Raw genomic sequence first — 26,843 nt, 5'->3', positions numbered from 1 at the left:
TAACAGTCTTGTCGAAAGATCGAGAGTTTTTATGGCGTCGCTTACATTCTCTACTTGGGATCATTCCAGTAGGTCTGTTTTTAACGATGCACCTGTTCATTAACTTTACAGCAACAGGCGGGGCAGAAAGTTACAACGATGCTACCGCAGTAATGGAAAAGATTCCATTCCTTATCCTAGTTGAATGGATTGTCATCTATATTCCATTAATGTTCCACGCATTCTATGGTGTCTACATTGCATTCACTGCTACACCAAACACAGGACGTTTCAGCACGTACCGTAACTGGATGTTCTCTTTACAACGTTTTACTGGTGTATTCTTAGTGATATTCATTGCATGGCATATTTTCCAAACTCGTATTCAAAAAGCACTTGGCACACACGTTGATTACGACATGATGGCGAATATTGTTGCTAATCCATTCATGCTTGGATTCTACATTGTTGGTATTTTATCAGCAACTTTCCACTTATCTAACGGTTTATGGGCATTCCTAGTAAGCTGGGGTATTACACAATCTCCTCAGTCTCAAAAGATCGCTACTTACGTAACAAACATTCTTTTCGTAATTCTAAGTGTAGTTGGTGTGGCTGCTATTTTAGCTTTCGTATAATTCCATAGAAGCTACGATAGAGCACATGCAATCATTGCAATTTTTTAAGAGGAGTGAGAAATAATCATGGCGAAAAGCAAAATAATTGTTGTCGGCGGTGGTCTTGCCGGTCTGATGGCAACGATTAAAGCAGCTGAAGTTGGTACTGAAGTTGATTTATTCTCATTAGTTCCTGTAAAACGCTCACACTCTGTTTGTGCGCAAGGCGGAATTAATGGTGCGGTAAATACTAAAGGTGAAGGGGATTCTCCATGGATCCACTTTGATGATACAGTATATGGTGGGGACTTCCTAGCGAACCAACCACCTGTTAAAGGTATGTGTGATGCAGCACCTGGCATTATTCACTTAATGGACCGTATGGGTGTTATGTTCAACCGTACACCAGAAGGACTTTTAGATTTCCGTCGTTTTGGTGGTACTTTAATGCACCGTACAGCTTTCTCTGGTGCAACAACTGGTCAACAATTACTATATGCGCTAGATGAGCAAGTTCGTTCTCATGAAGTAGCTGGTTTAGTAAATAAATATGAACACTGGGAATTCCTTGGTGTTATTATCGATGAAGACGGCGTTTGTCGTGGTATCGTAGCGCAAGATATGCGTACAGAAGAAATTAAATCATTCCGTGCAGACGCTGTTATTATGGCGACTGGTGGCCCTGGTATTATCTTCGGTAAAACAACAAACTCTGTTATTAACACAGGTTCTGCTGCTTCTATCGTTTATCAACAAGGTGCTTCATATGCGAATGGTGAATTCATTCAAATTCACCCAACAGCGATTCCTGGAGATGACAAAAACCGTCTAATGTCAGAATCAGCTCGTGGTGAAGGTGGTCGTATTTGGACTTATAAAGACGGTAAACCTTGGTACTTCTTAGAAGAAAAATACCCAGCTTATGGTAACTTAGTACCACGTGATATTGCAACACGTGAAATTTTCGACGTTTGTGTAAACCAAAAACTTGGTATCAATGGCGAAAACATGGTATACCTAGATCTTTCACATAAAGATCCACATGAATTGGACGTTAAACTTGGTGGTATCATCGAAATCTACGAAAAATTCGTAGGGGATGACCCACGTAAATTACCAATGAAAATTTTCCCAGCAGTTCACTATTCAATGGGTGGATTATGGGTTGACTACAATCAAATGACTGAAATTCCTGGTCTATTTGCAGCAGGTGAATGTGATTACTCTCAACATGGTGCAAACCGTCTTGGTGCAAACTCATTATTATCTGCTATCTACGGTGGTATGGTTGCAGGACCAAACGCAGTAGACTATGTAAAACACCTTAAAAAGCATGCTGAAGATCTTCCACAAGAGATTTACGATGCTCGTGTAAAAGAGGAACAAGCGAAATGGGATGCTATCATGAAAATGGAAGGCACAGAAAACGCTTACTTACTGCATAAAGAGCTTGGTGAAATGATGACTGCTACAATGACTGTAGTACGTTACAATGATCAGCTTGAAGATACATTGAAAAAACTTGATGAGCTTACTGAGCGCTGGAATAACATCAACATCAATGATACGCAAAAATGGAGCAATCAAGGCGCTCACTTTACGCGTCAGCTTAAAAATATGTTAGTGCTTGCAAAAGTAATGACAAAAGGTGCACTATTACGTAATGAATCTCGTGGTGCACACTATAAACCAGATTTCCCTAACCGTGATGACGAGAACTTCTTAAAAACAACAATGGCGAAGTTTGACCCAGCTACTGGTAATCCAATCATCACGTACCAAGAAGTCGACGTTTCATTAATCCCACCACGTAAACGCGACTACTCTGCGAAAGGAGACTAAAAGTTATGCAAATCGCAGCTAATACTGGAAGAATGGTCAAAGTGGAAATCTTACGTCAAGATACACAGGGCGGCAATAGCTACTGGCAAAAATTCCAAGTGCCTTACCGTCATGGTATGAACGTAATTTCAATTTTAATGGAAATTCAAAAAAATCCTGTTACTGAAGATGGTGTAAACACATCACCAGTATCATGGGATATGAACTGTTTAGAAGAAGTTTGTGGTGCATGTTCAATGGTGATCAATGGTCGTCCACGCCAATCATGTTCTACACTAGTAGACCAATTGACAGAGCCGATTAAATTGGAGCCAATGAAAACATTCCCTGTTATTCGTGACTTACAAGTTGACCGTGAACGTATGTTCAACGCTCTTAAAAAAGTTAAAGCATGGGTACCAATCGATGGTACGTATGATTTAGGTGAAGGTCCACGTATGCCAGAAGGTAAACGTCAGTGGGCTTATGAACTATCTAAATGTATGACTTGTGGTGTATGTATGGAAGCATGTCCAAACGTGTCTGAAAAGGCTTCATTCATTGGACCAGCTCCATTATCACAAGTACGTCTTTTCAACACTCACCCAACTGGTGCTATGATTAAAGATGAACGTTTAAATGCGATTATGGGTGACGGTGGCCTTGCGAACTGTGGTAACTCTCAAAACTGTGTTGCTGCATGTCCAAAAGGTATTCCTTTAACAACATCCATCGCTTCATTAAACCGTGCAACTACAGTGCAAATGTTCCGTAACTTCTTCGGTTCTGACCACTACGTAGACTAATATCGGACAAGCGAACTCCCTTACACTTCGTGTGAGGGAGTTTTTTATAGTTATAGAAATGAAATTTATCAAGTTGTTTATTCGCGTTTTTTCTATGATAATATAGCATTTTCTTTTATAATGAATAAGTATTCATTTTGTTTGCCGTCGATTGATAAAAGACGGGCAATTACATGACAGGGGATGGTATATCATGAAGGCAAATTATATCGATAATTTTCAAGAGTGGGAAAAGGCTTTTTCATTTTTTAGTGAGGTACGAGTTCGATTTTCAGAAACAGACATGTATGGTCATATGAACAATACGATTAGCTTTACATATTTTGAGCAAGCAAGAATTGATTACTTCCGACATTTAGGAATTTCAATGCCCTCAGTTGGAGAAGAGAATGTGAAATCTATACCAATTGTAGCCGATTTACAATGTGATTATGTAAAGCAGGTTTTCTTTGATGACGTACTACGAATCTATACAAAAATTGCGCAAGTTGGGAATTCTTCGATGGACATTCACTATCTAGCAAAAAATCAAAAGGACGAAATCTGTTTCACTGGTCGTGGAACAATTGTGCAAATGGATCCTCGTACAGGTAAAAGTGTGCCGATTTCAGAGGAAGAAAAAACGAAATTCATTCAGTTGGCCATTCTGCCTCACTAGTTCAACATTAAGTATATGTAAATTCATTGAAAAAGTAGGTTTTACTTTTTACGTAAAATTTATGAATGTAACAATGTAATTTTCGAAATTTTTAAGGAAACATGGAATAATCATGCAAATAGCCGTCACCGCTTCCTGCCCCTTAACATAAGTTACAATACGTGCGGGGGAGGAGGGTGTAACTGAATGAATGGCTCTCATCATCGTTCTCTTTTAACAAACCGAGAACGTGAAATATTTGCGCTTTTATTAGCTGAAAAAACAACGAGAGATATTGCAGAGCAGCTTGGTATTAGTGAAAAAACAGTGCGAAATCACATTTCCAATACAATTCAAAAGCTAGGTGTAACGAATCGATCTCAGGCGTTAATTGAGCTGTTACGCTTGGAAGAATTTAAATTAGACTAATGGACACTTGCTATTTCGTGAAAAAAACGACAAAATAGAACTATTCAACGTATTTTTAGGAGTGAAATAGTTATATGTCGGATGAAGTAACAAAGCACTCACCTGAAACCGTTGCAACGGTTGAAAAGGAATTACGCTATATAGCGGCCATCGTGAAGCAAAAGGGAAGAGAAATTGTTTCCGATTATGCGATTACGCCGCCACAATTTGTTGCATTACAGTGGTTAGAAGAGCTTGGTGATATTACAATTGGCGAATTATCAAACCGTTTATATTTAGCTTTTAGCACGACAACAGATTTAGTGGACCGAATGGAGAAAAATGAATTAGTCAAGCGTGTGCGTGATGAAAATGATCGCCGTGTTGTTGTCGTTCATCTTCTCGAAAAGGGCGAACGTATCATTCAAGAAGTTATTGAAAAAAGACAGCAATATTTGCAAGAGATGCTTGTTGGTTTTAATGAACAAGAAGTCGCGCAATTATCAAGCTACTTAGAAAAACTACATGTACACATGAAACAGGATTGAGGCGGAAAGTATGAATGCCCCGATAGGCGTTATTGACTCAGGAGTAGGCGGTTTAACCGTAGCAAAAGAAATCATGAAGCGATTGCCAAACGAAACGATTTATTATATTGGCGATACAGCAAGGTGTCCGTATGGTCCAAGAAGTCGTCAGGAAGTACGGAATTTTACTTGGCAAATGGCAAAAGCACTCGAAAAAATGAATGTTAAGATGCTCGTTATAGCTTGTAATACAGCGACTGCAGTAGCACTCGAAAGTTTACAAAGAAATATGCCTTTTCCAGTACTAGGTGTTATCAATGCTGGCGCACGTGCAGCTGTAAAAAAAACGAAGCGACATGAAGTCGTTGTGCTTGCAACAGAAGGAACAATTAAAAGTGGGGCGTATGAAGAAGCCTTATTGTCACTCAATACGTCAACACATATTATTCCACTAGCTTGTCCCACATTCGTACCACTTGTAGAAAGTGGCGAATATAAAGGTGACTTTGCAAATAATTTAATAGCAGAAGGCTTAAAGCCGTTGAAAAATCGACAATTTGATACGGTTATTTTAGGGTGTACACATTATCCTATTTTACAAAAACAAATTGAAGCTGTTGTCGGAGAAGATGTGAATGTTTTATCTTCTGCGGAGGAAACAGCAAAGGATGTACAGGAAATGTTAGCGTATAATGGCACTTTAGCAAATGCAAATGCGGTGCCTGCTCATAGATTTTTTGCAACTGGTTCTGTTCCAATTTTCCGTTCGATTGCTGAGAATTGGTTAGAGCAAGGTACTCTCGACATAAAACGTATCACATTAAAGTAAAAAATCAGCTTAGCAACAGGCTAGGCTGATTTTTGCCGTTTTCGGCATTGTACATAAGCCACCGAGGACTTTTTTGATGGCATAAATTATGATAAGATGAGGGCGCGAAAGTTTTTAGGAGGAACGAAATATATGACAAGATTTGATGGTAGAAATGCAGATGGGCTACGACCTGTGAAATTAGATAGTGAGTATCTATTACACCCTGAAGGCTCCGTATTAATTCAAGTAGGTAATACAAAAGTAATTTGCACCGCAACGATTGAAGACAAGGTACCTGGTTTTTTACGTGGGCAAGGGAAAGGGTGGATCACTGCCGAGTATTCCATGTTGCCCCGTGCAACCGCTCAACGTACACCACGTGAATCCTCTCGTGGGAAAGTCAATGGTCGTACAATGGAGATTCAGCGTTTGATTGGGCGTGCATTGCGTGCTGTAGTCGATTTAGAGGCGCTAGGCGAACGTACTGTATGGATTGACTGTGATGTCATTCAAGCAGATGGCGGTACTCGTACAGCATCCATTACGGGAGCATTTGTTGCCATGACACAGGCCATTGCTAAATTTGCTGAAGAAAAGCCATTTGAAAAATTCCCAGTAACAGACTTTTTGGCAGCAACAAGTGTTGGGATCGTTGAAGAACAAGGTGCTATTCTTGATTTAAATTATGTAGAAGATGTGGCTGCAGCTGTTGATATGAATATTGTGATGACAGGCGCAGGACGATTTGTTGAATTACAGGGTACTGGTGAGGAAGCTACCTTTTCTCGTGAAGAACTAAATGAATTGTTAGCATTAGGTGAAAAAGGCATACAACAATTAGTTGAGCTTCAAAAAATAACGCTTGGTGAACTGGCACACAGGGTTGGAGGGAATCAATAATATGAAACAAGTAGTCATCGCCACAAAAAATAAAGGAAAAGCAAAAGATTTTGAAGCATTGTTTGGACCACTTGGTTATGAGGTCGTAACAATGTTTGAAGTAGCACCAGATATGGAAATAGAAGAAACAGGAACAACATTCGAAGAAAATGCCATCTTAAAAGCAGAAGCATTGGCGAAGGAGCTTGGTACCATTGTTATTGCAGATGACAGTGGCTTAGCAGTAGATGCATTAAATGGTGAGCCAGGTGTGTACTCCGCTCGCTATGCTGGTGACCATGACGATGAAGCAAACATGATTAAACTGTTAGAAAATTTACAAGGTGTGGAAGATGACAAACGTACAGCACGTTTTTGCTGCTGTATTGCAATTGCAGGACCTGAATTCGCAACAACAACGGTATTTGGTACATGTGAAGGCGTCATTGCCCATGAAAAGCGTGGAACGAACGGCTTTGGCTATGATCCAATCTTTTTCGTGCCAAGCTTAGATCGAATGATGGCTGAGCTTTCACCAGAGGAAAAGGGTTCTATTTCTCACCGAGGCAATGCAATTCGCAAGTTAAAGGAGCAATTACCGAATCTTATCAAATAAGAGGTGATATCCATGAAAATGCTTGTTATGAGCGATACACATGGCGATAGCCATGTCATCGAAAAGGTTAAAGGTTTTTATCCTGAAATAGATATTGTGGTTCATTGTGGAGATAGTGAACTCCCCTATTCACATGAGGCATTAGAAGGATTGAAAAAAGTACGTGGAAACTGTGATCGTGAGAAAGCTTTCCCTGAAGAAGAAATTTTCACTGTCCATGATGTAAAGATTTTTGTGACACACGGTCATTTATTCAATGTGAAAAATTCCATCTTATCATTATCCTATCGGGCTAAAGAAGTAGGTGCACAGATCGTTTGCTTTGGTCATTCACATATTCTTGGTGCCGAAATGATGGATGATATCCTATTTTTAAATCCAGGAAGCTTATTAAAACCACGTGGTCGTAAAGAGAAAAGCTTTGCTGTTGTGGAAATCAATGCGACATCTTTTAAAGTTGATTGCATGACAGATGATAATCAATGTATGGCTACATATACATTTGACCGACAATAATAGAGAAAATCCGCATAACTAGTAAAGTATGCGGATTTTTATTTGGGCTACTGATAATGGTAAAATTGCCTATGAATGATTCATGCTGAAATAGCAAAAATAAATCGTAAAGGCAATAAAGGAGAAAACATGAAAAAAACAATTGGCTGGCATTTTAATAATAGTTACGTTCAACTACCAAGTATTTTTTATTCCGACATATCGTTAAATCCTGTTCGTTCACCAAAATTGATCTTATTAAATGAATCAGTTGCAGCCTCACTTGGGTTAGACATTCAGGCTTTAAAGAGCGAGGAAGCATTAGCCGTTTTAGCTGGTAATACAATTCCAGAAGGTGGTGAACCGATTGCACAGGCTTACGCAGGGCATCAATTTGGTCATTTTAATATGCTAGGTGATGGTAGGGCTCTATTATATGGGGAGCAAATCACACCTCAAAAGGAACGGTATGATATTGCTTTAAAAGGATCAGGTAGAACACCTTATTCTCGCGGTGGGGACGGGCGAGCCGCATTAGGTCCAATGCTAAGAGAATATATTATTAGTGAAGCGATGTTTGCACTAGGGATCCCAACTTCACGTAGTCTAGCAGTAGTCACTACAGGTGAAATGATTATTCGAGAAACGGAACTACCAGGCGCTATTGTCACAAGAGTTGCAAGTAGTCATTTGCGGGTAGGGACATTTCAATATGCTGCGCAATGGGGGACAGATGAGGAGCTACAGCTTTTAGCTGATTATGCAATAGAACGACATTACTCAGCTAATATTGGCAATCAAAATCGTTATCTTTATTTGTTAAATGAAGTCATAAAGAAACAAGCCTCCCTTATAGCAAAGTGGCAGTTAGTGGGCTTTATCCATGGCGTCATGAACACCGATAATATGACCATTAGCGGTGAAACCATTGATTATGGTCCTTGTGCATTCATGGACATCTATGATCCTGCGACTGTGTTTAGCTCGATTGATCACCAAGGACGCTATGCTTATGGAAATCAGCCCAATATCGCTGGCTGGAATCTAACGCGCTTAGCAGAGTCCTTACTACCTTTAATTGATGATGATCAAGAAAAAGCCATTCTACTGGCACAAGAAACGCTACAACAGTATCCGAAATTATATGTAGAAAATTGGTTGGAAGGAATGCGTGCAAAGCTAGGCATTTTTAATGAGGAGCAAGAAGACATCAAGCTTGTTGAAGAGCTTCTTCAGCTTATGCAGCAATATCAAGCTGATTATACGAATACATTTATCGCCTTAACGTTTGAGCAATTGGAGTATTCCCCATTGTTTAACGCTTCAGCTTTTAAAGACTGGCATCACAAATGGCAAGCTCGATTAGCGAGACAGCAGCAAACAAAAGACATGTCACAACAATTAATGCGTCAACATAATCCAGCTGTTATTCCGCGTAACTACAGGGTAGAAGAAGCTTTGGAAGCGGCTGTAGAAAGAGGCGATTATAGTGTGATGAACAACTTACTAAAAGTCCTTGCCCAGCCTTATGCTCATACGAAAGAGCAACAAGAATACGCTTCATTACCAGAACCGACGAATCAACCATATCGTACGTTTTGTGGCACATAAGTAAAAACGAGAGCTATTTATTCTCTCGTTTTTTATTTGTATAAAGGCACTTTACCGTATTCAAACGCATATTCTATGTATGAATAAAAATAAAGGAGAATAGGGTCGGTGCATAAGTATTCAAAGGGTTGGTTTGTCAAAGTATTACGTGCTCATGGAATAATGGTTCATCCTCAATTTAAAAGTCATTTAGGCTTATATAAAGAATCTGAATTACGAAACTTATATTATCGTTATGTCGAAATAGAGTCTGCTGAGCAAGATCAATAGACGTTTGTTTGAAGAACTCCTTTCTAGGAAAAACTAGTGATTAGAAAGGAGTTTTACGATGTGGATGATGACTCAAACATGGCAAGATGTTCTATTTTTACATTGGCCAATAGCCCCTCAAGAACTCGAAAAACATGTACCTAAAGAACTGAAGCTCGATCTCTTTGAACAAAATGCTTGGCTTAGTGCTGTCCTTTTTAAAGTTTATCGACATCGGCTACGCTTTCTACCACCTCTTCCTGGGATGAATACCTATTTACAATTGAATGTCCGAACATATGTGGAGTATAACGGCATGAAAGGCATCTATTTTTTTCATTTAGATGTGACGAATTATTTCCTATCAAAAATCACGGCAATAGGTAGCTTGCCATATCGCCATTCCAACATCCTAGTAAAACAAAGAGGGAATCACTATTCATACACAAGCCATTACAAAGCATGTGACGAAAGATTGAGGGTTATTTATACAATAGGAGACAAGACCAATACTAATTTTGACCGTTGGATTGTAGAGCGCTACCATTCATGGGCGAAATGGAAGGATACACTTTTTCGCATTGATATTCACCACTCCCCATGGGAATTAAAGCGAGCCAACGTAACGATTCAAAGCAATACATTAGCCTCTTTTATGAAGGGGAAACTTCAGGACATGCAGCCTCGTGCTCATTATGCCAAAAACAAAACGGCGAGAGTTTTTCCTCCAGCAGTAGAGCATAAAATGATCATAAATCCATCAAGATCTTTGCATTAAAAGAGGTAGCAAAATTGCATAACGATGGCGCTGGCAATCATATCTGACATCGCAAGTGCCTCTGCTTCAATTTCATCAAATACCTCTACATCTGCCTGATAATCTTTTTGTATCATCGTGACAGCTTCATTTTTCGTTAAAGCTAAATGCGTATAAAACATTTTTTGTACTGCCTCTCTACTTAGGTATGGATTGATTGTATGCAAAAAGAAAGCAATATCATCTGCATTACGATACCATTCCCTCTCTTTTGCTTCCGCTGTGGTAGCGTCACCTTTCGCAGCAGCTGTCACTAATTGAGCCGCAATTACCAGATGCTCTTTAATTAAAGCTGCATAACGATCCGCCACGGAGTCACCGTAAAAGGGGCGTAAACAATTCCCTAAATCGGTTGCATTGCGTAGCAAACGCTGCTGCACAAAGGGTAAATCAGGTAAATTAAACACAATGCTTATAATAGTCATCCGTGTCCAATTCACATGCTCCATCCAAAGTAAACGGTTCATAGCCATAAAGTCTGCTTCGGCTTTACTAATACAGCGTCGGTAATCATTTGACTGTAAAAAGTGACGAATCGGAGCCGTATACTGCGTATAGGGGGCATGATACAGCTGGCTTAATGAAAAACCATTTGAATAGGGGTACAAGGCTTCACTCCTTCTTGTTCTTTCTCCTACAGTAGCATACTCCAAGGAATCTCGGAGTATGAAGAACAAGAAAGAAAAGAAGAGACCACAAAATTACGCCTCATACATCATTTTCTTCGTCATGCCACCATCAACTGTAAGATTAATACCTGTCACAAAGTTATTCATAGGGTTTGTTAAATAGAGACAAGCCTGTGCAATATCTTCAGGCAGACCAACCCTTCCTGACAAATGCTGCGCATGATCGATTGGCCGTAGTGCCTCGTAATCACCTGTTTCAATCCACCCAGGTGAAATACAATTCACCGTAATTTGATCTGGCCCTAAAGATCGCGCTAAAGCATGTGTTAATGCTATGATACCACCCTTTGTAGCCGCATAAGCTTCTGTTTGAGGCTCTGACATTTCAGCTCGCGTTGAGGCCAGCGAAACAATGGAACCACCCTTTGCATTATGCCGCATCACTTTTGCAGCCTCTCTGGCACAGAAAAAGGTACCCGTTAAATTCGTCTGCAACAAATCCTGCCACTCATCAAACGTCACCTCGTAAGGAGATTGATGCTGGAACTTCCCAGCATTATTAATTAAAATATGAATGGTTCCATAATGCTCCACAGCCTGCTGCATCAAATGAATGATATCCTGTTCCTTTGTCACATCCGTTGGAACAAATAATGCAGAGTAGCCTTGAGCAAGCATATCCTGTTCTAACTGTTGACCTAAGCCTGCATTCAAATCAGCAATCACCACTTTTGCACCTTGTTGTGCATATGCAAGCGTAATACCCTTACCAATCCCTTGTGCACCACCTGTGACAATAACGACTAAATCTTTAAACATCCACAAACCTCCTACTTTTGTATCGCCAATAGTGTAGCAAATATTTTGCTATCCGTCCTGTTAAGAGGGTGAAGAAATGGTATAATGGATGCTGTAGCAACATATGATAAAAAATATGAGGCAAACCTTGCCTGCATAGTAAAATTAATGTTGACATTATGCTATAAAGTACATATAATAAATATTGTCCTTCCTATGATATACATAAGAAATGACATCATGTCTCAGTAGCTCAGCAGGATAGAGCAACGGCCTTCTAAGCCGTCGGTCGGGGGTTCGAATCCCTCCTGGGACGTCTTAAGGTTCAGATAGATTAAGTTTGAACCAAATGAAAAGCGCTTCAAATCCTTTAATATAAAGGGTTTGAGGCGCTTTTCCTTTTTTTGAGAATATGTTAGAAAAGGATAGAAAATGAAAAGTTTCTACACAAGAAAAAGTATTACTAAGTCGTTTTGTAACTGTTATTGCACTAAGGGCAAAAAGTTAGATGGGCAGACTTAGAATTCTGAGTGAGAGCCTTCACAATTTTTGTGATGGCTCTTTTTATTGAGACTATTTATTCAACCAGATGTACATGATATATACAACGCCTGCGTCAATTGTTTTGAGATATGCTTTTCAATATAGGTAGCGATGTACTGCTTCTTTACGGTTTCAATTTGCGAATAACCAAAAAGTTTTCCGAAGTATCGCCTCTTTTTATTATAATTCACTAAAATCCTTTAATGATTTGATACAACCTCTCCACAGCATCAACAATATCTTTTTCATCGATAGTTGCGAATCCGACAATGAGCTCAATTTTATTTTTAATGTGGTATTTATTTTTCAGCATAAACCGTCTCATTGAATAAATCTCCAGCTTCCTTTGGATTGCCATTGCTTTAATTTCTTCGTAGGTTTTAATTGTTTTAAATCTTGCTAGAAAATGTAATCCAGCTGAAACATCCTTTATTTGAATGTCATCACCAAATCGAAGATATAATTCTTTAATAATCAGATCTCTTTTCATTTCATAAAGTAGATTCATTCTTTTAACATGTCGATCGTAATAACCTTGTTCGATGAAATAGTGTAAGGCGAATAGACCCAGAGAATTACTACCTTGTATTAAGTTTGAAAATTGCTGCCGATATTCTTTCAATAATTTAGGTGGTAGTACCATATAACTAATTCGAACTCCTGGAAACATCGTTTTAGAAAATGTACCGATATAGATGACACGTTGATTAGTGTCCAAGCTTTGTAATGAAGGTATATTATCAGTTTTGTACTTAAATTCACTATCATAATCATCTTCAACTATATAGCGATTCTGTGTTTGTATAGACCAATTTAGAAGCTCTATGCGCCTGGAGATGGGCATAATAATACCAGTTGGAAACTGATGTGATGGGGTAACAAAAAGGAACTTTGCCCCTGAAGACTCAACCTTCTCGATATCGATTCCTTTATCATCTAATTCAATAGTTAATACATTGCTCGTAATAATTTTTAACATCGTATATAACCGGGAATAACCCGGATCTTCTACAGCAACTATTGGATTGCCTTCCTGCATGCTAATAAGATTCCTGATTAAGGTTTGGGTACTATCACCAAAGACAATTTGCTCGGGTTCACAAATCACACCGCGAGATAATGCAATCAATCTAGAGAGGGTTTTTCGCACTAAATAAGGCCCCTGTGGATGGACGATTTCTGCAAGATCATTTTGGTGATTATGGATAGCTATACGTTGGCATTTCATCCATTCATTAAAAGGGAAAACCGAGATATCCGACGTCATATGTGAGAGGGATAGCCAACCATCTTCTTTTCTAAAGTCTTCTTTTAAATCCTTCGGGAATATGTTTATATTTTTATTTTTTTTAACTAATTTAGTTATATTTTCTACATAATACCCTTTTCTTTCTAAAGAATAGATATACCCTTCTGCTAAAAGCTGCTCGTATGCATTTGTTACCGAATTAACGCTAACTTTCAACATGTCAGCTAACTTTCTTTTTGATGGTAATTTTTCATTAGGTAGAAGTGCACCTGATAATATTTGTTCTTTTATTCCAATGCAAATTTGTTGATAAATATGTATATCATTACCAGTTATATCTGATTTTAGAAAAAACATTTAATTCCTCCTTTCTGTATCTGGTACCTTGTAATATTGATTTCTGATACTTTTCATTGTATCAGATAATTTGCATAATTACAGTATCTTGTAATGAAGGAGAGAATAATTGTGTATTTAAGAAATAATTTAACTGAAGAATTACAGAATAAAAGAAAAAAGTTTGTACCTAAAGGTGTTAGTAATGGAAATCTAAACATAGCACACCATGCGTTTGGGGCTACAATCACGGATGTCAATCAGAATAAATGGATAGACTTTGCGAGTGCAATTGGCACGTTGAATGTGGGGCATAGTCATCCGAAAGTGACTGCTGCAGTGAATTCACAAGTTGAAAAATTCTTGCATCCTGGTTTTAATGTAATGATGTACGAAGGGTATATTAATCTAGCGGAAAAACTATGTGAGCTCGTACCAGGGGATTTTGAAAAACAGGCAATTTTATTCAATTCTGGTGCAGAAGCTGTTGAGAATGCTGTTAAGATTTCTAGAAAGTATACAGGAAGACAAGCAGTTGTATCATTTGTACGTGGATTCCACGGACGTACGAATATGACAATGGGAATGACAAGTAAGGTTAAGCCTTATAAATTTGGATTTGGCCCTTTCCCATCTGAAATTTATCAAGCTCCTTATCCATATCTGTATCACAAACCAAGTGAAATGTCGGATGAAGCATATGTTGATAGAGTAATTCAAGAGTTCAAAGACTTCTTTATTGCGACAGTAGCTCCAGAAACAGTTGCGTGTGTTGTAATGGAACCCGTACAAGGAGAAGGTGGCTTTGTAATTCCACCAAAGAAATTTGTGGAAGCTGTAAGTGCTTTCTGCAAAGAGCATGGGATTGTTTTTATAGCAGACGAAATTCAAACTGGGTTTGGTAGAACCGGAAAAATGTTTGCAATGGAACACTTTGGAATTGCTGCAGATATTACAACAGTTTCGAAATCTTTAGCGGCAGGACTACCTTTAAGTGGTGTTGTCGGTAGAACGGAGATATTAAATGCCGCAGCCCCTGGTGAATTAGGAGGTACATATGCAGGAAGTCCAGTTGCGTGTGCTGCTGCACTAGCTGTCATCGATATTATTGAAGAAGAGAATCTTCTTATTAAATCTGAAGATATGGGGAAAAAAATCGAGTCCAAATTGCATGAACTGGCTGAACGACATTCGTTCGTAGGAGAAATCCGTCGTTTGGGATCTATGGTTGCAGTAGAAATCGTAAATAATTGTAACGAAAAAGTACCCGATAAAGAGAAAACAGCTGAAATTGTTAAGTATGCAAATGCAAATGGGCTGTTGTTATTGTCTGCAGGTTTAAACGGAAATGTCATTCGTTTCTTAGCTCCACTTGTCATTACGGATGAAGAGCTTGATAAAGGATTGGCTATCTTGGAAGTTGCTTTCAATTAAATCGAACAAAGGAAGTGCCGCGATATGGAAACATTGAAAATAATGAATCCAGCTACAGGTGAGATATTAAAGGAAATAAGTTGTCATACAGAACAAGAAATTAAGTTAATATTGGAAAATGGTCAAACCGGTTTTAAGAAATGGGCGAAAGTAAATGCACATGAACGTTCTAGATTATTAAAGGATTGGGCAAGAAAAATCCAAGAACATAAGGCAGAGCTTGCTGAAATCATTACGAAAGAGAATGGAAAACCTCTTAGTGAAGCTGTTGGTGAAATTAATTATGCAACTAGCTATATTGATTGGTATGCGGAAGAAGCTGTACGTATTTACGGACGAACAATCCCAGCATCTTCTGAAACAAAACGAATCGTAGTTAGCCGTCAACCAATAGGTATGGTTGCTGCTATTACGCCTTGGAATTTCCCTGCGGCTATGATGACGAGAAAGGCAGCGCCTGCTTTAGCTGCTGGTTGTTCATTTGTTGTGAAACCGGCAGAAGAAACACCATTAACAACGATGCGACTGATAGAACTTGCACATGAAGTTGGTATTCCAACTGATGTTATCCAATATGTAAACGGTCAAGGTCCAGTTGTTGGGAAGTTATTTACGGATAGTGAATTTATACGCAAAATTACGTTTACTGGTTCAACCCCTGTTGGAAAAGTGTTAATGAAGAATAGTGCAGAAACAGTTAAGCATCTCACTATGGAACTTGGTGGACATGCACCACTAATTATTGTTGAGGATGCTGATTTAGACTATGCAGTCAGTCAAACGATTATTTCTAAATTTAGGAACGCTGGACAAACATGTGTCTGTGCAAACCGTATTCTTGTAGATGAGAACGTTATCGAGGCCTTCTCTGAAAAGTTAACTGCAGCAGTAAATAAATTGACAGTAGGAAATGGGATGGATACTAACGTGGATATTGGCCCGATTATCAATGAAAAAGGCTTTAATAAAATTGTTGCTCAAGTCGAAGATGCGGTAGCAAAAGGTGCGGAAGTGCTAACAGGAAACAAATACGATGTGAATAAAGAACAAAGTTCCTTTTTTGTATATCCTACAGTATTGAAAAATATCGATGCAAGTATGGCTATTATGCAAGAAGAAACATTTGGTCCCATTGCACCAATTATCAGTTTCAAAACTATCGAAGAAGCTGTTGAAATTGCTAATAGCACACCGTATGGTTTAGCAGCGTATTTCTTTACCAATGATTATCGAGTTGGTATGTACCTACATGATCACTTGGATTTCGGAATTATTGGATGGAATGACGGAGCTCCGTCTGCTGCTCACAGTCCTTTTGGGGGAATGAAGGAAAGTGGTCTTGGACGAGAAGGTGGTATTGAAGGTATTGAACCTTACTTGGAAACAAAGTATCTATCCATTGGTAACTTAGTGTAATGGTAGATTCACAGATTAATTGATTACCTCAACTATCTGAGTACAAATGTTTGGAAGTATAAAGTGGATTTCCGTTAACGTACGTTTAAATTAGTTAAGTGATTAGTCTAGAGGAGGATACTTGTGAAAACAATTTTGAAACATGCTAATGTCATTGACGGAGTATCGAAAGAAGTCATTTCATCTTTAAATATTATTATTGAAGACGAGATAATTATAGAAATGACAAATGAACCTGTAGAAACTACTAAAAATGATATCGTCATAGATTGCTCAACTCAGTATGTAATGCCAGGATTGATAGATGCACATGTTCATTTAATTTGGAATGGAAGTGCAGAAGATGAATTTATTATGCATGACCAAGATGATAGTTTTATTGCTTTAAAAGCTTATCGCAATGCGTTAAGAACATTATCATTAGGAATTACATCAGTTCGTGATGTTGGCTCGATCCACAGAACAATAATTGAATTACGTAATACGATTAATCAAGGATTGCTTTTGGGACCAACGATTATTTGTTGTGGTGAAGCTTTATCAATGACTGGTGGACATGTGTATCATATTTGTAAAGAAATTGACGGTCCACATGAAGCAAGAAAAGCAACAAGACAATTGTTTAAAGATGGCGCTGATTTTATAAAGGTAATGGCAACCGGTGGAATGACAACTTTTGGAGAAGAACCAGGTTCATCTCAGTTAACGAAATCTGAGTTGCAAGCTGTTGTCGAAGAAGCAAAAAAACGTAATAGAAAAGTTGCTGCCCATACAGGGGGACTAGAAGGAATTCTAACTTGCTTAGAAGTTAAAATAGATACGATTGAACATGGTATTTACGCAAATGAAGTAGCTTTACGTCAAATGAAAGAACAAGGAACTTATTTAATCCCGACTTTGGAAGTATACAAACGTCTAGCATATGATGAACGTGTCCCGGAATGGGTTCGAATTAAATCAGAAAAAGTGTTAGATCCACATCGCAGTATGATGAAAATTGCAATTGACCTCGGTGTGAAAATAGTTACTGGTACGGATGCGGGATCTTCAGTAACTGGACCTGACGCTTACTTTGATGAATTGCTTTTTATGGAGGATGTCGGAATGACACCAATGCAAGTGATTCAAGCTTCTACAAGGGTAGCTGCAGAGTGTCTTGATCTTAAAGACCGAGGTGTAATAGCAGTAGGAAGGAAAGCAGACCTTCTTATATTACCAAGTAATCCACTAGATGATTTAAGTGTATTGTCAAAAAAGAAAAAAGTTCTAAAAAACGGTAAAACAGTGAACGATTGCTTAATGGATTATTAATTCCATTAAGCAATCTTTAAAATGATAACGTATTCATTTTATCAATTAATCAATCTCTTCAAAAAATTTCAATGTCTCTTCACAATAAACCTAAAGAAATGGGGTTTTTCTTATTATCACTACAACTATGAAAAATAATAGGGAAATTCGTAAATCAGTTTTCGCTGGAAGTATTGGGAATATCGTTGAATGGTTTGACTATAGTATTTATGCTTATTTTGCAACTTTTATTGCAGCTAATGTTTTTATAACAGATGATTCATTATCCAGTCTTTTGCAAACGTTCGCAACATTTGCTGTTGGATTTTTAATGCGACCAGTTGGTGCACTTGTGATTGGACGTTACGGTGATAAAGTGGGAAGGAAAAAAGCTCTTTCTTTAACGATATTTATAATGACTTTCGCGACATTTTTAATGGGTGTGATTCCAAGTCATGAAGTAATCGGTATTTGGGCTCCAATTTTACTCTTATTCGCAAGACTATCTCAAGGCTTTTCTGCTGGTGGAGAATATGGTGCAGCAGCCTCTTATATAGTTGAATCAGCAAATAAACAATCTCGCGGATTTTGGGGTAGTTTCCAAGAAGTAAGTGTTTCAATCGGTTCATTAAGTGGGGTTATTTTATTTGTCATATTAACGACAACAATGCCTGCTCCAATGTTAGAAGCATGGGGATGGAGAATTCCCTTCATTCTTTCGGGAGTGCTTGGAATAGCTGGACTTTATATTCGTCGTAATGCGAGCGAATCTACACAGTTTGAGCAAGCGAAACAAAACGAAGTTAAATCTATAGAAAATATTTTTGTACTATTCAGAAAGTACAAAAAACATATGCTAACAGGGATTGGCTTTACGATCTTTTGGACGGTATCATATTATGGGTTACTAACTTTTATTCCCTCTTATTTAACTGGAGTTCTCGGATTACCAAATAATGTGTCTTTAATTGCGAAAATTATCGCACCTTTAATCATTTTATTTTTTGTACCGATTTTCGGATATATTTCTGACCGAGTGGGTCGCAAGCCACTGCTCTTAACGTCATCGATATCACTAGGGATTTTAATTTATCCTCTTTTCCAAATGATTGCTTCAGGAAACTCAGTTTTGATTGTTATTGCTATGATTATCTATGCTCTTTTAATTGCCATTTATTCAGGACCTGGTGTTGCTACTGTTGTAGAGATTTTTCCAGTGAAAGTTCGACATAGTACACTTTCTTTTAGTTATAACGTAGCTGTTGCTTGTTTTGGAGGAACTGCACCATTTATTTCGACTTATCTAATTCAAAAAACAAATATGAGTATAGCACCTTCTTTTTATATTATTTTTAGTGCGATTATCACAACGATCGTTCTTTATAATATGAAAATTGACCATTCTTCAAAAGAGGATTAATATTCTTTCCTTTCATGAGCAAAGAATCGTTGTTTTGAAAGTGTTTAATCCCCTTCTAGCCTCCATTTAGCTATGTTATAAATTTTTTACATAATATTTGGAGGTATATATTACAAGAAATGAACATTGAACAATTTGCGAAGTGCATATAAACACTTTTTACTGAAAAGTTTTCTATCCAGTTTGGATGTTCTTTTATTTACACATTAATACAGTCTTTTACTATTTATGAACAATTATATAGAAAAGTTTTAATTATTGGGGGAAAAGTATGGAGAAAAGTGAAGTAAGTTTATCGGGGGTTAAGTCTCAGAAATCAAATAAGAAAAAATTCAAAATCTCGATGCCTCATAGTTATGTCATTATGGGTATCATTCTTATCGTAGTTTCTTTATTAACATACATTATACCAGCTGGTGAATTTAAGCGAGTGGATGATCCAGTTACACAAAGACAAGTTGTGGTTCCAGGATCATATCAGCATGTTGAGCAATCTCCAGTCGGTATTTTTGATATAACTACTAGTATGTACGAAGGGATGTTACGGGGATCAGAAATTATTTTCTATGTCTTTTTTTCGTATGGCTTTATATTTATGCTTACGAAAACTGGTGCTTTCAATAGTGGAGTTGGAGCACTTGTTCGAAAGACGAAGGGAAAAGAGATACTAATTATACCTGTATTCATGGTTATGTTTGGCCTCATGGGAGCTACTTTTGGTATGTATGAAGAAAGCTATGGGTATATACCTCTAATGATGGGAATTATGATAGCACTTGGCTATGATGCAATTGTTGGTCTGGCGGTTGTCTATATAGGTGTAGCTACCGGATTCGCAGCAGCTTTGACCAATCCATTTACTATTGGAATTGCCCAAAGTATTGCTGATGTTCCCATGTTCTCTGGTATCGGTTTTCGTATGATTATTTTTATATGTTTCATGACATTATCTATTACCTATGTAATGCGTTATGCTAGAAAGATAAAGGCAAACCCTGAGAAGAGTGTTGTGAAAGATGTTAATTTTTCTTTTCTATCAAATGTAAGTTCAAACAACCTTGTAAATTTGGAATTTACAACTCGACATAAGATTAGCATCATTTTATTTGCACTTACAATTTGTACGCTTGTATTTGGAACAGCTAAATATCAATGGTATCTTAAGGAACTGGCAGGGGTTTTAATCATCGCGATGATAGTCATTGGATTAGTAAACAAAATGAATTTTAGTCAAATATCCGAAGTTTTTATTGAAGCTTGTAAAAATGCAACTTTTGGTGTCTTAATTATCGGTATGGCTAATGCTGTTTTAGTCGTTTTAGAAAATGGCCGTATAATTGATTCAATTGTTCATTATACTGCATCAACAATAGATGGAGTATCCCCTCATATTGCAGCATCGGCTATGTTGGTTTTACAAACAATATTGAATTTCTTTTTGTATTCGGCAAGTGCTCAGGCAGTGACATCTATGCCTATTATGGTCCCACTGGCGGATGTGCTTGAAGTAAATAGACAGATTGCAGTTTTAGCTTTTCAGTTGGGAGATGGATTCGCCAATATGATATGGCCAAATTCGGTTGCTGTAATATGTGGAATTGCATGTATTCCTATGGATCGTTGGTATAAATTTTTATGGCCACTTTTCCTATTTATATTTACTTTAGAAATATTATTTGTGATTATCGCAGTAGTAATTAACTTTGGACCATAAAAAACGAAAAGGGTGTGAGTAAAATGTATAATAGCTTGAAAGAATTAACGAAACATCCTGTGTTTCATTATTTTGCGGAGATATCTAATATCCCCCGTGGTTCGTCAAATGAAAAAGAGATCAGCGACTACCTAGTTCGTTTTGCAAGAGAACGTAATCTTGAAGTTATACAAGATGCAGCATTAAATGTAATTATTAAAAAACCTGCTACACCCGGATATGAAAACGTACCGACTGTAATTATTCAAGGGCACATGGATATGGTTTGTGAAAAAAACAAAGGCAACAATCATGATTTTAATAAAGATCCTTTACAATTAAGAATTGTGGGGGAAATGCTATATGCTACAGATACTACTTTAGGTGCGGATAATGGGGTTGCCGTCGCTTATTCCCTGGCTTTGTTGGATTCTTCTAACATTCCTCATCCTTCTCTTGAAGTACTTATTACGACGGAAGAAGAAACAACTATGAGAGGAGCCCATGCAGTCGACCCAGTTCATCTTGAAGGTAAATTGCTAATTAATGTTGATTCTGAGGAAGATAGAAAGTTGTTAGTTAGTAGTGCAGGTGGAGTTATTGTTACTCAAAAAATCCCTATTGTTTGGGACAATTCTCCGGAAAATGCTGTAACGTACAATTTGAGTATTTGTGGGCTACAGGGAGGACATTCTGGTATATCTATTGATAAAGGAAGAGGCAATGCCGTTAAATTATTAGGGAGAGTCCTATATGATCTATCAAATGAATTTTCTTACTTTATACAAGAAATTAATGGGGGCGTAAAAGTAAACTCCATTCCCCGTGAAGCACAAGTCATGATACAACTTCATCCAGATATAGTTGAAAAATTCTTTGTAAAAATAGAAATGTGGAATAGAATACTAAAAAATGAATTACGTATTTCCGATCCAGAAATAAATATCATACTTGAACCGATTGAAACTAATGTGGGAAAAGTTTTTTCAAAAACAACAAAGGAGAAAGCTATTGCTGCTCTCATGTTAATACCAAATGGTGTTCAAAGTAGAAGTATGGAAGTTGAAGGTCTAGTTGAGAGTTCAACAAATTTAGGAGTCGTTAATACATACGACACAGTGATAAAGTATGAAAGTGAAACAAGAAGTTCTATTAAAAGCCTAAAGGACTCAATAATTAATCAGGCACAGATAATCACTGGTATGCTTGGCGGTGATTTGTCTACGGATTCAGATTATCCAGAATGGCCATATCGTGCTGAATCAAAACTTAGAAACTTATTTGAAGAAGCTTATAAAGAAAAATATGGTACAGATATTGAAATCATTGCGGTACATGCCGGGATAGAATGTGGTATTTTAGTAGATAAAATTCCAGACTTAGATGCTATTTCTATTGGTCCTGATATATTTTATGTGCATACGCCGAATGAACATTTAAGTATCCCTTCAACATTAGAAAATTGGGAATACTTTCTTTACACTTTAAAAAAAATGAAAAATTATCATTGGTAAAACAAAGCTTTCTAATGGGCTTATCAAATGGATATAGAGGTGAAGAAGGGGATTATATGGCTAAGTAATAAGGGGAGAGTACAACTATAAACACTATATATAATTTCTTTTATGTAAAATTTTTACTTTATAGCAAACGGATAAATAGACAATAGTGTTATTTTTCAGTTTATCTACTAATGCCATATACCACAAAATATATTCATGGGAACAAAAGTTGGTGGAAATATATAGGGGTGGTCTTTATCACCAGGTGCAACATAGTGGATTTTAAAGTTTTCAGAGCCCTTTAAAGAAACTAATAAAGACCACTCCATGATGGGTGGTCTCAATCTTTATATAGGGTTACATGGTGTGGAGAAAATTAAAAAAGACCACCTTTGATAGAGTGGTCAAAATAAATAAAATACTAATTTGTCTTATATTATAAAGAAGTTGACTTACCTTTTTTCTCATCCATAATAAGGTCTTCTTCTCGTTGTGGGCGTGGGGCTTCAGTAGATTCTTTGCGCCCATTAGGTTTTTTTGGGTCTGCTCCACTAGCAAATGATTGTTTTGTTGGCTCGTCTGTTGCAAACTCTGTATTTTTTTTATCGCGTTTCATGTCAACACCTCCTCAAGATATTATTTAACTTATCCTATAAAATATCCCTTGTTTATTTCTATTTCATCCTTAAAATTTCAGATCACCCCTAGATTATGTAAGGGAAATCTGTTAGGGAAATTCTGATGTTGGGATGTTATATTAATTAATTGATTATTTAGAAAAAAATGAATTCGATAAGGTTAATTATGGAGCATTTACATATATTATGGTAAAATAAACCAAGGGAAACATTTTAGAAAAGTACTGGCGCTTTCATTGGAGGTTGAACAGATGGATGAGAAGAAGAAGGGGAAATTACAAATCCTTGTAATAATTTTAATGATATTACTTTTGGTTGCAACGTTTGTTTTATTTTTCATAGGTAAATATATGGTGGCATTTATTTTATTTGGAATTTTTATGCTAATACTAAATTTTATTAGTAGCTGGAAAAACTTAGATAACGCAGATTACGTTTATAGAAAAATTCATAATAGTAACCAGAAGTGGTGATTACTAGACTTTGACCTTAGAAATGTTGCTATACTTATGTTACTTTTAGTGCTTATTTAGATATGTGAAAAGAGCAAAGAAGGAATCCTCACTTTATATGAAGAAATTGTGAGTTATAATATTCAACAACTACGGAGGTGCTTTTTTGCAAACATTTTTTAAATATAATTGGCTAGTTAGGGAAGACTGGTTTCGTTGGTGTGAAGAGTTGACTGATGAAGAACTTTTGCAAAACCGAACTGGTGGAATGGGCAGTATACTACACACACTTTTCCATATCATTGATGTTGAATGGAGTTGGATTCGTCTAATGCAAGGGAAAACTGATTTTCAGGAGAGCTTTGATGAATATAGTAGCTTGGAAAAGGTTCGTAAATTGGAAGCTGCATTTTATTTAGAAGTAGAAAGCTTTGTAAACCAATGGGATGACAGTATGGAAGAGCGTATACTTCATATTCCATTAGACGATGGTAGTATGGAGACACATACATGGGGTGAAATAATTCGTCATACCATTGCACATGAAATTCATCATATAGGACAATTATCAATTTGGGCAAGGGAGATGGGGAGAGCGCCTGTTTCTGCAAATTTAATCAGACGAGGTCTTTCTTCATCATTGAAAGATTCAGTAAGTGCTCAAATAAATATTGAAGCGTCTAAATAGAAAGATTCTATAGAAATGTATAAATGCTAGAAAACGATGTCATAGAATCTTGTTTATTAGTCTAAATAGTGTTCCAGAAAATCTTCCAATTCATTTGAATGGAAGATTTTTTGATGCCAAATGAGAAAAATTGCGGGGCAGATTTCATAAAGGTTAATTATGGCTTATAATACCCAGTAAATTTTAGTTAAAAACTCATGTTTACTGGGTATTTTTTGAACAATATTTAGGTTAATTAGAAATATTTATATGAAGAATAGCTAACAACTTGACAGAATTTTAAATGGGGAGTACTATACATTGGTCGCAAAAAAAGCTATTGTAACGTAACATTTTATAAAGTGCAATACAGTACTTATCAGTATATATATCTAGATTTTAATTTAATCAGTAAAAGGTAGGTGCAAAAATGAAAAATCTAGTAAATAAAAAAGATAACCTATTACAAAACTTTTTAGGAATTTATATAGTAGCAGTATTAATGTTATGGATTAAAACATACATCTCTCAACTATCACAATTTGACTTAGGTGTAGAAGGAATCATTCAACAATTCCTTTTACTAATAAATCCACTAGGCTCAGCAATGCTATTTCTAGGATTTTCATTTATATTTAAAGGAAAAAGAAAATACACATCACTCGTTGTAGTTTACACATTGATGTCTATTGTCTTATATGCCAACATTGTTTATTACCGATTCTTTAGTGATTTCATTACATTACCTACACTTTCCCAAACGCAGAACTTTGGGGATTTAGGCGGCAGTGTTCTTTCTTTGCTAAAACCTTATGATATCTTATTCTTTGTGGATGTATTTGTTATGCTTTTTCTACTATTCTCTAAAAAAATCCTAAAAGATACGAAGCGTTTTGGCTATAAAAAAGGAATGGCAATCATTGCCTTTGCATTAGCGGTATCAGTCCTTAATTTAGGACTAGCTGAATCTAATCGTCCTCAACTTTTAACACGTGGGTTTGATAGAAACTATATTGTGAAATATCTAGGAATGTATAACTATACGATTTATGACTCAGTTGAAACGATGAAAGCATCTTCTCAGAGAGCTTTGGCTGATAGTAGTGATATTACAGAAGTAATTAACTATACAAAATCAAACTATGCCAAGCCGAATGCCCAATATTTTGGTGCAGCTAAGGGAATGAATGTTATCTATTTACATTTAGAATCATTCCAAAACTTTTTAATCGACTATAAATTAAACGGTGAAGAAGTAACACCATTTTTAAATTCATTAGCAAAAGATAAGAATACATTGTATTTTGATAATTTCTTCCATCAAACAGGTCAAGGGAAAACGTCTGATGCAGAATTTATGCTTGAAAACTCTTTATTTGGGTTACCTCAAGGATCAGCTTATATTACTAAAGCACAAAATACGTATCAGGCAGCTCCAAGTATTTTAAAAGATTATGGTTATACATCAGCTGTATTCCATGGTAATAACGGAAGCTTTTGGAATAGAAATGTGATTTATAAATCATTTGGATTCGACAAATTCTTTGATGCTAGTTACTATAACACAGGTACTTCCGAGGACATGGCTGAATATGGTTTGTTAGATAAACCATTCTTTGAACAATCTCAAAGTCTTTTAAGCTCCTTACCACAACCTTTTTATACAAAATTAATTACGGTAGGAAATCACTATCCATACAAAATGAATCAAGATTTAGTGACAATTGATAAAGCCAATACGGGAGATGCAAGCGTTGATAATTATTTCCAAACAGCGCGTTATGCAGACGAAGCAATTCAACAGGTCTTCCAGCAATTAAAAGAATCAGGTTTATATGATCATTCAATGATTGTGCTTTATGGTGACCATTACGGTATTTCCGATAATCATAATAAAGCGATGGAACAAGTCATTGGAAAAGAGATTACACCATATGAAAGTGCTAATTTACAACGTGTACCATTATTTATACATGTTCCAGGCATACAAGGTGGTACCAACCATAGCTATGGTGGCCAAACAGACCTACTGCCAACGTTATTGCATTTACTAGGAATTGATTCACAACAATTTGTTCAATTTGGTTCAGACTTATTATCAGAAGAGCATGATGAAATTGTTCCATTTAGAAATGGCGATTTTGTCAGTCCTACTATTTATTCAATTAATGAAAAATATTATGATAATAAAACAGGCTTACCATTAGACGAGAGTCAATTAGAGGAAGCAAAGACGATTAAAAATGAAGTAGATCATAAATTGGCGTTATCTGATAGAGTCGTAAATGGTGACTTATTGAGGTTCTATACGCCAACAGGTTATACGCCAGTTGATCCTTCTCAATATAATTACTCTCCTGATGAGAATGTAGAGTCTAAATAATTTAAGGCAGTTCAAGGAATTGTGTACGATATCAAAGTCTATAGGATATCATACCATTACCTTGAATTGCTTTTTTATTGGTCATTTTGAATAAGTATGGCAATACCAAGATTTTATATT

General features: G+C 36.8%; 26 protein-coding genes and 1 tRNA gene. 23 read left to right on the top strand and 4 right to left on the bottom strand.

Going from position 1 to position 26,843, the window contains the following annotated elements:
* Nucleotides 1-8: 8 nt before the first annotated feature.
* From PSR12_RS16850 to PSR12_RS16790, 13 genes are all read left to right on the top strand, one after another.
* Nucleotides 9-617 carry a succinate dehydrogenase cytochrome b558 subunit gene (locus PSR12_RS16850; protein WP_004226428.1) on the top strand — a complete coding sequence of 203 codons (609 nt, stop codon included), beginning with the start codon at nucleotides 9-11 and terminating at the stop codon, nucleotides 615-617.
* A 66-nt stretch (nucleotides 618-683) separates the two neighbouring features.
* Complete coding sequence (sdhA, locus tag PSR12_RS16845; protein WP_004226429.1) at nucleotides 684-2,438, top strand: succinate dehydrogenase flavoprotein subunit; 1,755 nt, start codon at nucleotides 684-686, stop codon at nucleotides 2,436-2,438.
* Nucleotides 2,439-2,443: 5 nt separating this feature from the next.
* Nucleotides 2,444-3,223: a succinate dehydrogenase iron-sulfur subunit gene (gene sdhB, locus PSR12_RS16840; RefSeq protein WP_004226431.1), complete on the top strand. Its 780-nt coding sequence runs from the start codon at nucleotides 2,444-2,446 to the stop codon at nucleotides 3,221-3,223.
* 193 nt (nucleotides 3,224-3,416) lie between these two features.
* A complete protein-coding gene (locus tag PSR12_RS16835) occupies nucleotides 3,417-3,881 on the top strand; it encodes an acyl-CoA thioesterase (protein ID WP_274769844.1) in 465 nt (154 codons plus the stop codon).
* Nucleotides 3,882-4,067: 186 nt separating this feature from the next.
* Complete coding sequence (locus PSR12_RS16830) at nucleotides 4,068-4,289, top strand: helix-turn-helix domain-containing protein (RefSeq protein WP_004226437.1); 222 nt, start codon at nucleotides 4,068-4,070, stop codon at nucleotides 4,287-4,289.
* A gap of 74 nt (nucleotides 4,290-4,363) precedes the next feature.
* Nucleotides 4,364-4,816 carry a MarR family winged helix-turn-helix transcriptional regulator gene (locus PSR12_RS16825; protein ID WP_016991542.1) on the top strand — a complete coding sequence of 151 codons (453 nt, stop codon included), beginning with the start codon at nucleotides 4,364-4,366 and terminating at the stop codon, nucleotides 4,814-4,816.
* A gap of 10 nt (nucleotides 4,817-4,826) precedes the next feature.
* The gene (racE, locus tag PSR12_RS16820; RefSeq protein WP_004226440.1) at nucleotides 4,827-5,624 is read left to right on the top strand and encodes a glutamate racemase; all 798 of its coding nucleotides are present in this window, start codon (nucleotides 4,827-4,829) and stop codon (nucleotides 5,622-5,624) included.
* A 132-nt stretch (nucleotides 5,625-5,756) separates the two neighbouring features.
* Complete coding sequence (rph, locus tag PSR12_RS16815) at nucleotides 5,757-6,506, top strand: ribonuclease PH (RefSeq protein WP_221680941.1); 750 nt, start codon at nucleotides 5,757-5,759, stop codon at nucleotides 6,504-6,506.
* Nucleotide 6,507: 1 nt separating this feature from the next.
* Nucleotides 6,508-7,101 carry an XTP/dITP diphosphatase gene (locus PSR12_RS16810; protein ID WP_221680940.1) on the top strand — a complete coding sequence of 198 codons (594 nt, stop codon included), beginning with the start codon at nucleotides 6,508-6,510 and terminating at the stop codon, nucleotides 7,099-7,101.
* Between the two features lie 12 nt (nucleotides 7,102-7,113).
* The gene (locus PSR12_RS16805; RefSeq protein WP_221680939.1) at nucleotides 7,114-7,617 is read left to right on the top strand and encodes a metallophosphoesterase; all 504 of its coding nucleotides are present in this window, start codon (nucleotides 7,114-7,116) and stop codon (nucleotides 7,615-7,617) included.
* A gap of 129 nt (nucleotides 7,618-7,746) precedes the next feature.
* Complete coding sequence (locus PSR12_RS16800) at nucleotides 7,747-9,207, top strand: protein adenylyltransferase SelO (protein WP_274769833.1); 1,461 nt, start codon at nucleotides 7,747-7,749, stop codon at nucleotides 9,205-9,207.
* Between the two features lie 108 nt (nucleotides 9,208-9,315).
* Nucleotides 9,316-9,477 carry a DUF2639 domain-containing protein gene (locus PSR12_RS16795; RefSeq protein WP_004226448.1) on the top strand — a complete coding sequence of 54 codons (162 nt, stop codon included), beginning with the start codon at nucleotides 9,316-9,318 and terminating at the stop codon, nucleotides 9,475-9,477.
* A 58-nt stretch (nucleotides 9,478-9,535) separates the two neighbouring features.
* Nucleotides 9,536-10,234, top strand: a complete 699-nt coding sequence (locus tag PSR12_RS16790; RefSeq protein WP_274769831.1) for a YqjF family protein — start codon at nucleotides 9,536-9,538, stop codon at nucleotides 10,232-10,234.
* Here the strand turns inward: PSR12_RS16790 and PSR12_RS16785 are convergent.
* Together PSR12_RS16785 and PSR12_RS16780 are read right to left on the bottom strand one after the other, a co-directional pair.
* The gene (locus PSR12_RS16785) at nucleotides 10,231-10,881 is read right to left on the bottom strand and encodes a hypothetical protein (protein WP_274769829.1); all 651 of its coding nucleotides are present in this window, start codon (nucleotides 10,879-10,881) and stop codon (nucleotides 10,231-10,233) included. The two genes, PSR12_RS16790 and PSR12_RS16785, sit on opposite strands and share 4 nt — an antisense overlap.
* A 93-nt stretch (nucleotides 10,882-10,974) precedes the next feature.
* Complete coding sequence (locus tag PSR12_RS16780) at nucleotides 10,975-11,721, bottom strand: SDR family NAD(P)-dependent oxidoreductase (RefSeq protein ID WP_274769828.1); 747 nt, start codon at nucleotides 11,719-11,721, stop codon at nucleotides 10,975-10,977.
* A gap of 221 nt (nucleotides 11,722-11,942) precedes the next feature.
* Here PSR12_RS16780 and PSR12_RS16775 point away from each other — a divergent pair.
* Nucleotides 11,943-12,016: transfer RNA gene (locus tag PSR12_RS16775), tRNA-Arg, on the top strand.
* Between the two features lie 417 nt (nucleotides 12,017-12,433).
* Here the strand turns inward: PSR12_RS16775 and gabR are convergent.
* On the bottom strand, nucleotides 12,434-13,849 hold the full coding sequence (gene gabR, locus PSR12_RS16770) for a MocR-like transcriptional regulator GabR (RefSeq protein ID WP_274769826.1): 1,416 nt from the start codon (nucleotides 13,847-13,849) through the stop codon (nucleotides 12,434-12,436).
* A gap of 111 nt (nucleotides 13,850-13,960) precedes the next feature.
* Here gabR and gabT point away from each other — a divergent pair, with 111 nt between their 5' ends.
* The 6 genes from gabT to PSR12_RS16740 all read left to right on the top strand — a co-directional run bounded on the left by gabT (nucleotide 13,961) and on the right by PSR12_RS16740 (nucleotide 22,595).
* Complete coding sequence (gabT, locus tag PSR12_RS16765; protein ID WP_274769824.1) at nucleotides 13,961-15,262, top strand: 4-aminobutyrate--2-oxoglutarate transaminase; 1,302 nt, start codon at nucleotides 13,961-13,963, stop codon at nucleotides 15,260-15,262.
* Between the two features lie 24 nt (nucleotides 15,263-15,286).
* Complete coding sequence (locus PSR12_RS16760) at nucleotides 15,287-16,678, top strand: NAD-dependent succinate-semialdehyde dehydrogenase (protein ID WP_221680924.1); 1,392 nt, start codon at nucleotides 15,287-15,289, stop codon at nucleotides 16,676-16,678.
* Nucleotides 16,679-16,801: 123 nt separating this feature from the next.
* A complete protein-coding gene (locus PSR12_RS16755) occupies nucleotides 16,802-17,989 on the top strand; it encodes a metal-dependent hydrolase family protein (RefSeq protein WP_274769822.1) in 1,188 nt (395 codons plus the stop codon).
* Between the two features lie 127 nt (nucleotides 17,990-18,116).
* Nucleotides 18,117-19,388: an MFS transporter gene (locus tag PSR12_RS16750; RefSeq protein ID WP_274769820.1), complete on the top strand. Its 1,272-nt coding sequence runs from the start codon at nucleotides 18,117-18,119 to the stop codon at nucleotides 19,386-19,388.
* Between the two features lie 271 nt (nucleotides 19,389-19,659).
* Entirely contained in the window at nucleotides 19,660-21,102 is a 1,443-nt protein-coding gene (locus PSR12_RS16745; protein ID WP_221680922.1) for a YfcC family protein, read from the top strand.
* Between the two features lie 23 nt (nucleotides 21,103-21,125).
* On the top strand, nucleotides 21,126-22,595 hold the full coding sequence (locus PSR12_RS16740) for an aminoacyl-histidine dipeptidase (protein ID WP_274769817.1): 1,470 nt from the start codon (nucleotides 21,126-21,128) through the stop codon (nucleotides 22,593-22,595).
* A gap of 424 nt (nucleotides 22,596-23,019) precedes the next feature.
* Here the strand turns inward: PSR12_RS16740 and PSR12_RS16735 are convergent, their stop codons facing one another.
* Nucleotides 23,020-23,199: a hypothetical protein gene (locus PSR12_RS16735; protein WP_257520287.1), complete on the bottom strand. Its 180-nt coding sequence runs from the start codon at nucleotides 23,197-23,199 to the stop codon at nucleotides 23,020-23,022.
* A 273-nt stretch (nucleotides 23,200-23,472) separates the two neighbouring features.
* Here PSR12_RS16735 and PSR12_RS16730 point away from each other — a divergent pair, with 273 nt between their 5' ends.
* The 3 genes from PSR12_RS16730 to PSR12_RS16720 all read left to right on the top strand — a co-directional run bounded on the left by PSR12_RS16730 (nucleotide 23,473) and on the right by PSR12_RS16720 (nucleotide 26,723).
* Entirely contained in the window at nucleotides 23,473-23,694 is a 222-nt protein-coding gene (locus PSR12_RS16730; RefSeq protein WP_221680920.1) for a hypothetical protein, read from the top strand.
* 145 nt (nucleotides 23,695-23,839) lie between these two features.
* Nucleotides 23,840-24,361 carry a DinB family protein gene (locus tag PSR12_RS16725; RefSeq protein WP_221680919.1) on the top strand — a complete coding sequence of 174 codons (522 nt, stop codon included), beginning with the start codon at nucleotides 23,840-23,842 and terminating at the stop codon, nucleotides 24,359-24,361.
* Between the two features lie 409 nt (nucleotides 24,362-24,770).
* Entirely contained in the window at nucleotides 24,771-26,723 is a 1,953-nt protein-coding gene (locus tag PSR12_RS16720) for a lipoteichoic acid synthase (protein ID WP_274769815.1), read from the top strand.
* Nucleotides 26,724-26,843: the final 120 nt, after the last annotated feature.

The sequence above is a fragment of the Lysinibacillus sp. G01H genome (assembly GCF_028872195.1).
GTDB lineage: Bacteria > Bacillota > Bacilli > Bacillales_A > Planococcaceae > Lysinibacillus > Lysinibacillus capsici.
This window is presented reverse-complemented; position numbering and strand designations above follow the sequence as displayed.

What these genes read in the sequence shown, in the direction of transcription:
- PSR12_RS16835 (WP_274769844.1), top strand. Translation starts at nt 3,417, where the DNA reads ATGAAGGCAAATTATATCGATAATTTTCAAGAGTGGGAAAAGGCTTTT.
- sdhB (WP_004226431.1), top strand. Translation starts at nt 2,444, where the DNA reads ATGCAAATCGCAGCTAATACTGGAAGAATGGTCAAAGTGGAAATCTTA.
- PSR12_RS16780 (WP_274769828.1), bottom strand. Translation starts at nt 11,721, where the DNA reads ATGTTTAAAGATTTAGTCGTTATTGTCACAGGTGGTGCACAAGGGATT.
- rph (WP_221680941.1), top strand. Translation starts at nt 5,757, where the DNA reads ATGACAAGATTTGATGGTAGAAATGCAGATGGGCTACGACCTGTGAAA.
- PSR12_RS16720 (WP_274769815.1), top strand. Translation starts at nt 24,771, where the DNA reads ATGAAAAATCTAGTAAATAAAAAAGATAACCTATTACAAAACTTTTTA.
- PSR12_RS16830 (WP_004226437.1), top strand. Translation starts at nt 4,068, where the DNA reads ATGAATGGCTCTCATCATCGTTCTCTTTTAACAAACCGAGAACGTGAA.
- PSR12_RS16730 (WP_221680920.1), top strand. Translation starts at nt 23,473, where the DNA reads ATGGATGAGAAGAAGAAGGGGAAATTACAAATCCTTGTAATAATTTTA.
- PSR12_RS16825 (WP_016991542.1), top strand. Translation starts at nt 4,364, where the DNA reads ATGTCGGATGAAGTAACAAAGCACTCACCTGAAACCGTTGCAACGGTT.
- PSR12_RS16790 (WP_274769831.1), top strand. Translation starts at nt 9,536, where the DNA reads ATGTGGATGATGACTCAAACATGGCAAGATGTTCTATTTTTACATTGG.
- PSR12_RS16735 (WP_257520287.1), bottom strand. Translation starts at nt 23,199, where the DNA reads ATGAAACGCGATAAAAAAAATACAGAGTTTGCAACAGACGAGCCAACA.
- PSR12_RS16750 (WP_274769820.1), top strand. Translation starts at nt 18,117, where the DNA reads ATGAAAAATAATAGGGAAATTCGTAAATCAGTTTTCGCTGGAAGTATT.
- racE (WP_004226440.1), top strand. Translation starts at nt 4,827, where the DNA reads ATGAATGCCCCGATAGGCGTTATTGACTCAGGAGTAGGCGGTTTAACC.
- PSR12_RS16810 (WP_221680940.1), top strand. Translation starts at nt 6,508, where the DNA reads ATGAAACAAGTAGTCATCGCCACAAAAAATAAAGGAAAAGCAAAAGAT.
- PSR12_RS16740 (WP_274769817.1), top strand. Translation starts at nt 21,126, where the DNA reads ATGTATAATAGCTTGAAAGAATTAACGAAACATCCTGTGTTTCATTAT.
- PSR12_RS16805 (WP_221680939.1), top strand. Translation starts at nt 7,114, where the DNA reads ATGAAAATGCTTGTTATGAGCGATACACATGGCGATAGCCATGTCATC.
- PSR12_RS16800 (WP_274769833.1), top strand. Translation starts at nt 7,747, where the DNA reads ATGAAAAAAACAATTGGCTGGCATTTTAATAATAGTTACGTTCAACTA.
- sdhA (WP_004226429.1), top strand. Translation starts at nt 684, where the DNA reads ATGGCGAAAAGCAAAATAATTGTTGTCGGCGGTGGTCTTGCCGGTCTG.
- PSR12_RS16760 (WP_221680924.1), top strand. Translation starts at nt 15,287, where the DNA reads ATGGAAACATTGAAAATAATGAATCCAGCTACAGGTGAGATATTAAAG.
- PSR12_RS16745 (WP_221680922.1), top strand. Translation starts at nt 19,660, where the DNA reads ATGGAGAAAAGTGAAGTAAGTTTATCGGGGGTTAAGTCTCAGAAATCA.
- gabR (WP_274769826.1), bottom strand. Translation starts at nt 13,849, where the DNA reads ATGTTTTTTCTAAAATCAGATATAACTGGTAATGATATACATATTTAT.